Consider the following 7,124-nt stretch of genomic DNA (forward strand, 5'->3'; position numbering starts at 1 on the left):
GCGTCAGCGAAGGAGACACCGCTTTAGTGGATATCAACGAAGAAGGAAAAGTCACAGTTCAACCGGCCAAAAATCGGGAATTATTAGCCCAAGGTGCTGAATAATATTTCTGGTTTCATGGGATTGATCGACTGAATTTGTATTCTGGTTAAACCTGGGTTTTCCTAAAGTTACCCAAGTCATAAAAAAACCGGAATATAACCCGGATATAGCCCGGATATAGGGACAATAAAAAAAGGGGATAGATTTGAATCTATCCCCTTTTTTTATTCATCAATCTTTTGCCTTTAATCCGCTATTTTGGGTCTAATTCGTCTTGTTATTAATCCTTAATTAAGGCTTAACTACCAGATTTATCTCGCACCTATGAAGCATTTCTTTTATTGTTATTTGTCCTAAAGTTATTTGTCCTAATTTGTCCTAATTTGTCTATCTCCCAAACTTATCTACTCGGTAATTGTTTGTTTTTTACTTAAGAAAGCTACTGGATAACCAAAGAACAAAACAGGTGATAAAAGCGGCTAGACTTTCTGTGGTTAGAGAAATTACCCCGCTGGCGACTAACCAATTTCCCAAAATAGAGCTAATGGATAGTCCAACAATCAGCGCCAGGACTGTTAGTCCCACAGCGCGGAGAAATTTTTGCTCTTTACGATTGAGAAAATAAATCCCAAAGCCGATTCCTAATGCCAAGGCTAAAGATACAGAATTTGGTTGAAGAAGTCCTAGTAAACTCAAACCTAAGAAGATGCCCCCCGGCCATAGAATATCTGATTGTTCTGGGGTATCCAAAAAGTTCTGAAGCCAAGCCGGAGCTTCTTTTTTTGGCACAGCCGGTATTGCTGGCGGTGTTTCTGCTACTTTTTCGGCAAACCGAATCCGGTCGGGAACTTTGATTTTGCCTTCCTGCCGGAGTTTTAATCGTTGCATCAGAATCGCATCATACGCGGCTTCGATCGCCTCAATTTTCTGGCGATCGCCATTATACTCTTGCATCAGAAGGTTGCGGCTTTCTTGGATTTCCTCAAATGTCGCATTTTCGGAAACCCGAAGCTGTTGATAGGGAGTTTGTTCACTCATTAGATACATTCCACCTGTCGCTAAAGTTACTGAGAATTCCTAACAAATTTGTACTGACTATATGCTTTTATCTTGTTTGAATCGCCCAAAGCGCACTTTTACCATAAACTATGCTTCCACATTGTACTTCCAAGTTTTACTTCCATAAATCTAGCAATTTTTTACCCGATTTCGCAATACTTGGCAATTATCTGTGGATCTATCCTGACCCAGGCTTGTTTTCCTCCGCCTAAGAAAGACTGCCGAAGAAAGACTAAGGGATTGGTCAATTACCCCTTCAATTATATCTATAACCTAGATTTGTCGGTTCTTTCGTGTCATCAGTGACGTTTTGACTCGATTCCCTTCCAGGGTGGGGGCGATCGCGATTCTCTTAACCCGGAAGCGCGATCAAGTTAGTGATATGCTACTCTCTAGCTTGAAGATGTCAATGACTCTCCGGATCCAGAACTCACCCTCTTTAACCTTGAATTATTTAATTATTCAATTTTTGGTTGAGATTTGTCAGTCTACGGCTTTTGACTCTCATGGCTCTGCTGCAAGTCAATTTCTGGACACTTTTAGAAGCGATCGGGTAGCAGCCACGTGCATTCCGGTATTATATTTCTGCTAAAAATCAATAATTTATCTGCCGGAATGCGCGTAGCCCGCACAAGGATTATTTTCCCCATTACTCCAAAGCCTTGGATGTATGGCTTTCTTAATTCTTTTTTTCATAAGACATTGTCACTATAAACTTTGATTTTTTATGAAATTTTATGATTAATTTTTATTAAATTGTTTTCGGCCAAATTTAATTATTTTTTTGATTACTGGTAATTTTGCTGAATTTTATGATATGTTATAAAATAAATTCTGTTAAATTAATTATAGGTGATTTTCCCAGGTTAAAGCAAATTAAAAACCAGCTAAAAACCACCTCCACCTCAGTCCGATCAGGGGGGTTGGGCAAAACCCATCCAGGCAATGGCCAATATTAATCGCTCCACTGAGTGATTTTTGTCATTTTCATTCTGCGGTCTTAATCCGCCGAATAATCCCTAAACGCTAAAATTGTCAGACAATCAGATAAGTAGGGGATGAACCCATTCGGGCAATAATTTCTCTTGTTAACCCCCAAATTTAATATCCGAATGCGAAAGCCCGTACACAGGTTTGGTCTATTCACGAGAAATATTCTCCAAAGATTCCCAGAAAATTCCCAGAAAATTCCCAAAAAATTTTTATAAAATTCGCAAATTGGTAGTGGTCAGTAGGAGTTGTGGAAACTATGACATCCGCATTAAATCAGCAAACCCAAGACTTAACGGGACGGACAGAGTTAAACCCCATTTGGGAAACGGCGATCAGTAGTCTGTTGGGGCTGACTTTATTAAGTTGCTCAAGCCCCCCCGCCATAGGTCAGATTATAACCCCCCAGACTGGGCATCCGATGACAAGTACCTCGAAGTTGATGGACAAAACCCCAGTTTTCAGAGATCAACCCCGATCGCTGACTTCCGAGACAGTCAGAACCGTTGAGAACCCTAGGGAAACAAGACTTAGGTTAGATCGTTCAGTTCCAGAGTTCCCAGATAGCTCGATCGCAGGTGGCGATCACCATCCTTCTGCGGTTACCGGCTCTACGGTTAATGAGGATCTCAGTCATCGGCCATCAGAGGATCCCCAATCGGGCGATCGCCATTTTTCCACTGATATTTTTCAGGAACCAGGGCAGCAGCATCAAACAAGCGAACCTCTTAATTCTCAGCCTATTCACAAAAAGGTCGATCAAGATGTTCAGTTTTTAGATACCCAGGTTTTCTCTACAGAAAATGGGGGCGATCGCCATCAATCCCCAGATTTTACTCCAGAAAATTATCCAGAAAATTATCCAGAAAATTATCTCCTAGAAAATCCTCTGGGACAAATTACCTCCGTATCTCAGTTATCCGATATTAAACCCACAGATTGGGCATTCCAAGCACTACAGTCACTTGTTGAACGATATAACTGTATTTCTGGCTACCCAGATTTAACCTATCGCGGCAATCGGGCATTAACTCGTTATGAATTTGTCTCCGCCTTAAATGCTTGCTGGGAGCAAATTGAGCCAATAATTCAAGAAAATATTCAAGAAAGTATTCAAGAAAGTATTCAAGAAAATATTCAAGAAAATATTCAAGAAAATATTCAAGAAAATATTCAAGAAAATCAAAACATTCAACAAGCACAAGCAGATTTACTTACCCTACAACAATTGCAGCAAAATTTTGCCAAAGAATTGGCTATCTTTAACGATAAAATCGAAAACCTAAACACTCAAACAACTAAACTCGAAGAGCAGCAATTTTCCACCACCACGAAATTATTTGGTCAAGCAATTTTTGGTCTTCAGGGTCGAACAGCCAATGAAGCAGACTTTTTTCCCGTGGACGATCAAAAAGACACTGAAGACCCAGGCAGCGAAATTAATTTCCTCAATAATATGCAATTAACTTTGCTGACTCAACTAAATTCTCGGTCTTTAATTTTGGCCGGGATGCAAATGGGCAATGGTAGCACCGGGCCGCGCTTAAGCAATGATACAAGACTAGGATACGAGGGGAATACTGAGAGGCAAATTATTCTCAGCGATTTAAACTATCGACAACTTATTGGTAATCGTTTAGCAGTCATTGTCGGTCCTACGGGGGTGAATATGGCTAATGTTTTTCGCGGGGTGAATGAAGTTGAAAGTGCTGGAAGTGGACCGATTTCTGCCCTAGCGCAACGAAATCCGATTGTGAATATTGGCAATGGTCGTGGGGGGGTCGGTTTTGACTGGCAGGTAACCTCCAGAATGAGCGTTCAAGGTGTTTACTCCGCCAGCACCCCGGATGATGTCAGTAGTGGCGGACTCTTTGGTGGCACCGACGGCCAAACCAGCCTGGGATTGCAATTAACCCTGACGCCGATTAACCCCGTAAATGTGGCACTCAGCTATGTAAATGCCTATTCGCCACTAGGTGTCCTGGGGACTGGATCTGGTGATGACCAATTAACTATTGATTCGCCGATTAAAACCAATGGCTTTGGGGCTACGGTTTCTTGGCAGATGACTCCGAATTTGACTCTTGGCAGTTGGGGAGGTTATACGAATTCGGGAATTCCTGGCCGGGATGGTGAGGTGGAGACGACCAACTGGATGGTATTTTTGAATTGGGAAAATCTGTTTGGTCGAGATAATTTGGCCGGGATCTATGTGGGTCAACCCCCCAAAATTGTTCATAGTGATTTGCCGATGGGCAAAAATATTCCCGATCTCCTGGCAGGAGGAGAAGGAGAAGCCGGAGGACAACCAGGGACGACTACTCATTTAGAGTTGTTTTATCGCTGGCAAGTTTCCGATCAGCTAAGTCTGACCCCTGGGGTATTAATGATTTTTGAGCCTGGTCATGCTCCAGCTAGTGACCCAATTACGGTGGGAGTGCTGCGAACGACGTTTAATTTTTAATCTTTTATTTGTTAGGCAAAACTTCTGTATTTTTACGCAGAGCACTAGGCATGAATCATGCCAGTATTTGCGGCCAGTATTTGCTGCTACTGATTTATTGGTAGTGGTTGAGCCTGAGAGTTGATATTTTGGTTGATTTTTTCAAATAAAAAATTTTCCTGTGACTTTTGAAGTGTCTGGGTTGCCAAGGATGTCCCCGATCGCCTTTAAGTCAAAAAAGCTGGCAGTTGTGACTCAATGTTGATTATGTTAGGAGATGAGGAGTTTGTTCTCTGCCCCGTAGCAATGCTTTGGCGGGAAATTAGGTAAATGGCCGTTGTAATATTTTCCCAAAAAACCGTTAACTGTTTTTTATGGTTTCTTTGGAACTTGTTGATTGGCGATCGCGTCTAATTATCTGCGAGGTCAAAATTTATCTGGGAATTACCTGGAGATTATATTGAAATTCAATATAAATAAAAATTTATCCAAAACCTTTGGGAGGGTATCGGGTTAAAAAACCCCGCTTGGGTACTCAATTATACTCGACAATCTTAGAAGTATATGGTAGATTCACTGAGAAATGAATTCCAGTGATCTGATTCGAGCATCAATCGGTAATTAATCGGTAATCAAATTGACAGCGATCGCTAAATAAATCCAGCTTATGCTCAAGCAAGATTAAGCAGCGAACAAAATCAATATAAATTATATTTATCACTGTTTTATTAGCATTTATATGTTATTTATAGGATTATTATATGGAGGTTATTTACTGATTTATATAGAAAAAATTATTTGTTTGATTATATTTTTGTCAGCCAAAGCCCTTAAAAACAAAGCTTTTTAGCCGAAATACTTATACCTATTTGAATAGGTTGACATAATTAATTTAAAATAAAATAATTGTTGTCAATCAATTCTTGAGTAAACATCAGCAAAAAATTATTCAGGCAATCAGGCAAGTTAACGGAGGCAGTCAATGTTATATGCTCAAGGGTGCAGTCTTATGTTGTCTAAGGGCATTCTCTATTTATACTCGTTATACCCCAGCAAAATTTAGGCATATTTCTGCATGATTTTGCTATGTATAGACAATTTTAATTAGCTGAGGAACCCGACCATGACAACTTCATATATTTCACGTACTAAATATTGGAAATACTGGCTCACATTAGGAATTATAGGATGTTTAGCTCTCCTGAACCCTTCTGCCGCTCAAGCCGAAATTTCAGTCACGGGTGGACGAACCGCTGGGGATGGGGCGTTTTTTGTGCCAAATCAAGGCAATACCTTGTTATTTGACATAAACACTCGGATAATTCGCCTGGAAACTCCTAATGGCATTACGGTGAATTCCCGGTTTAGGCCTGGAGGGGGTCGTTTAGATCCAATGACAGGTGTCCCCAAAGGTGGAGAAACGGGGTTTCTAGAAGGAACTCTTTCCGGTCGTGCTTTTACGGCGGAGGGAACTCCGTTCTTTTTCCAAGGAGTAACTACTACCCTGAGTTTTACTCTGACTTCTTTCGATCCGAATCGGGTGTTCGAGGGGACTTTAATCCGTTCTAGAAGCCAATCATCCACACCATTGGTATTTTTAGAAGCTACTGATACCTCTCTTGCCGATCAATCTCGTCAGAATTTTGAGGGAATATCCGGTAGTTTACATATTGGCGAATTTTCTGCCAGCTTATCCGGTGGCGCAATTAATCTGCCTGCGGATACTCAGTTTGCCGCCCCAGGAATTGAGTTGATTCAGTTTGATGGTAATACTCTGGCCGCTAACGCGAATATCAAGTTTGAGTTGGAAGGTGGTGGACAAGGAACGACGAATTTGGATGCGGGTCAAGGAAGTATTAGTTATGAAGGTCAGACGGGGAAAACTAATTTTACGATTCAAGGGACAATTGATGGAATTCCCGATAATAGCGATCTTTTGACTAATCAAGTAAGTACGATTTCAGATGACAGTAGCAAGTCTGAATCGCAAATTACAGTAGATAATAATAGTTTTAAGATTTCAGGGACGATTTCAGGCCCGGTTAATTTTGCCGTGGGGGGTTTAACTAACAATGGTTCGGGTCAGAATCCGAATCAGAGTCAAAGTTATACCGGCGATACACAATATAAAGTCAGTGGTGTTGGTCAGGGTAGCACAGAGTTTAATGGTAGAGAAGGAAGTTTAAATTTCTACAGCCCTGAAAGTAGCACTAATGTGGAAATTACCGGAAATGGTTTTGTGGCTCAAGGTAGTGGGACTGGTGAAGTTTCTTTTAATGTGGGGGTCGGCTTGATCTCGACTTCTGGTTCTTCTGGCGTAAGCAATGGTGCGGTTTTTGGTTCAAGTCCGACGGCGACCTCTACCGATTTTGGTAAGGGTTTTCTAGGTCTGAGTCTTTTACCGAGCAGAACAGAAACTTCAGATGGTAGAGTTGTGATAAATATTCAGCCGAGTCCTAGTTCTCCTGAAGGTAGTACGAATATAAATGACGGAAATAATAATGGCATTAGTCAGCAAAGTCAAAACCTAATTAGAGTCCTGCCCACAAGTCCATTGCCGGATTCTCGGCCAGAGGTGACAATACCAACG

Annotated in this window: 4 protein-coding genes; 3 read left to right on the plus strand and 1 reads right to left on the minus strand. The window is 41.2% G+C overall.

Annotated features, from left to right (window positions below):
- Positions 1-468: 468 nt before the first annotated feature.
- Positions 469-1,080 (minus strand): CPP1-like family protein, encoded by a 612-nt coding sequence (locus AM228_RS27230; protein WP_054470051.1) that lies wholly within the window; start codon positions 1,078-1,080, stop codon positions 469-471.
- Positions 1,081-1,411: 331 nt separating this feature from the next.
- Between AM228_RS27230 and AM228_RS33725 the strand changes: the two genes are divergently transcribed.
- The 3 genes from AM228_RS33725 to AM228_RS27240 all read left to right on the plus strand — a co-directional run.
- Positions 1,412-1,693: a hypothetical protein gene (locus AM228_RS33725; RefSeq protein WP_156332106.1), complete on the plus strand. Its 282-nt coding sequence runs from the start codon at positions 1,412-1,414 to the stop codon at positions 1,691-1,693.
- A 657-nt stretch (positions 1,694-2,350) separates the two neighbouring features.
- Positions 2,351-4,555, plus strand: a complete 2,205-nt coding sequence (locus AM228_RS27235; RefSeq protein ID WP_054470052.1) for an iron uptake porin — start codon at positions 2,351-2,353, stop codon at positions 4,553-4,555.
- A gap of 1,102 nt (positions 4,556-5,657) precedes the next feature.
- A partial coding sequence (locus tag AM228_RS27240) for a hypothetical protein (protein WP_082349168.1) occupies positions 5,658-7,124 on the plus strand: 1,467 nt, incomplete at its 3' end.

Origin of the sequence: Planktothricoides sp. SR001, from assembly GCF_001276715.1 — a bacterium.
GTDB classification, from domain to species: Bacteria; Cyanobacteriota; Cyanobacteriia; order Cyanobacteriales; family Laspinemataceae; genus Planktothricoides; species Planktothricoides raciborskii.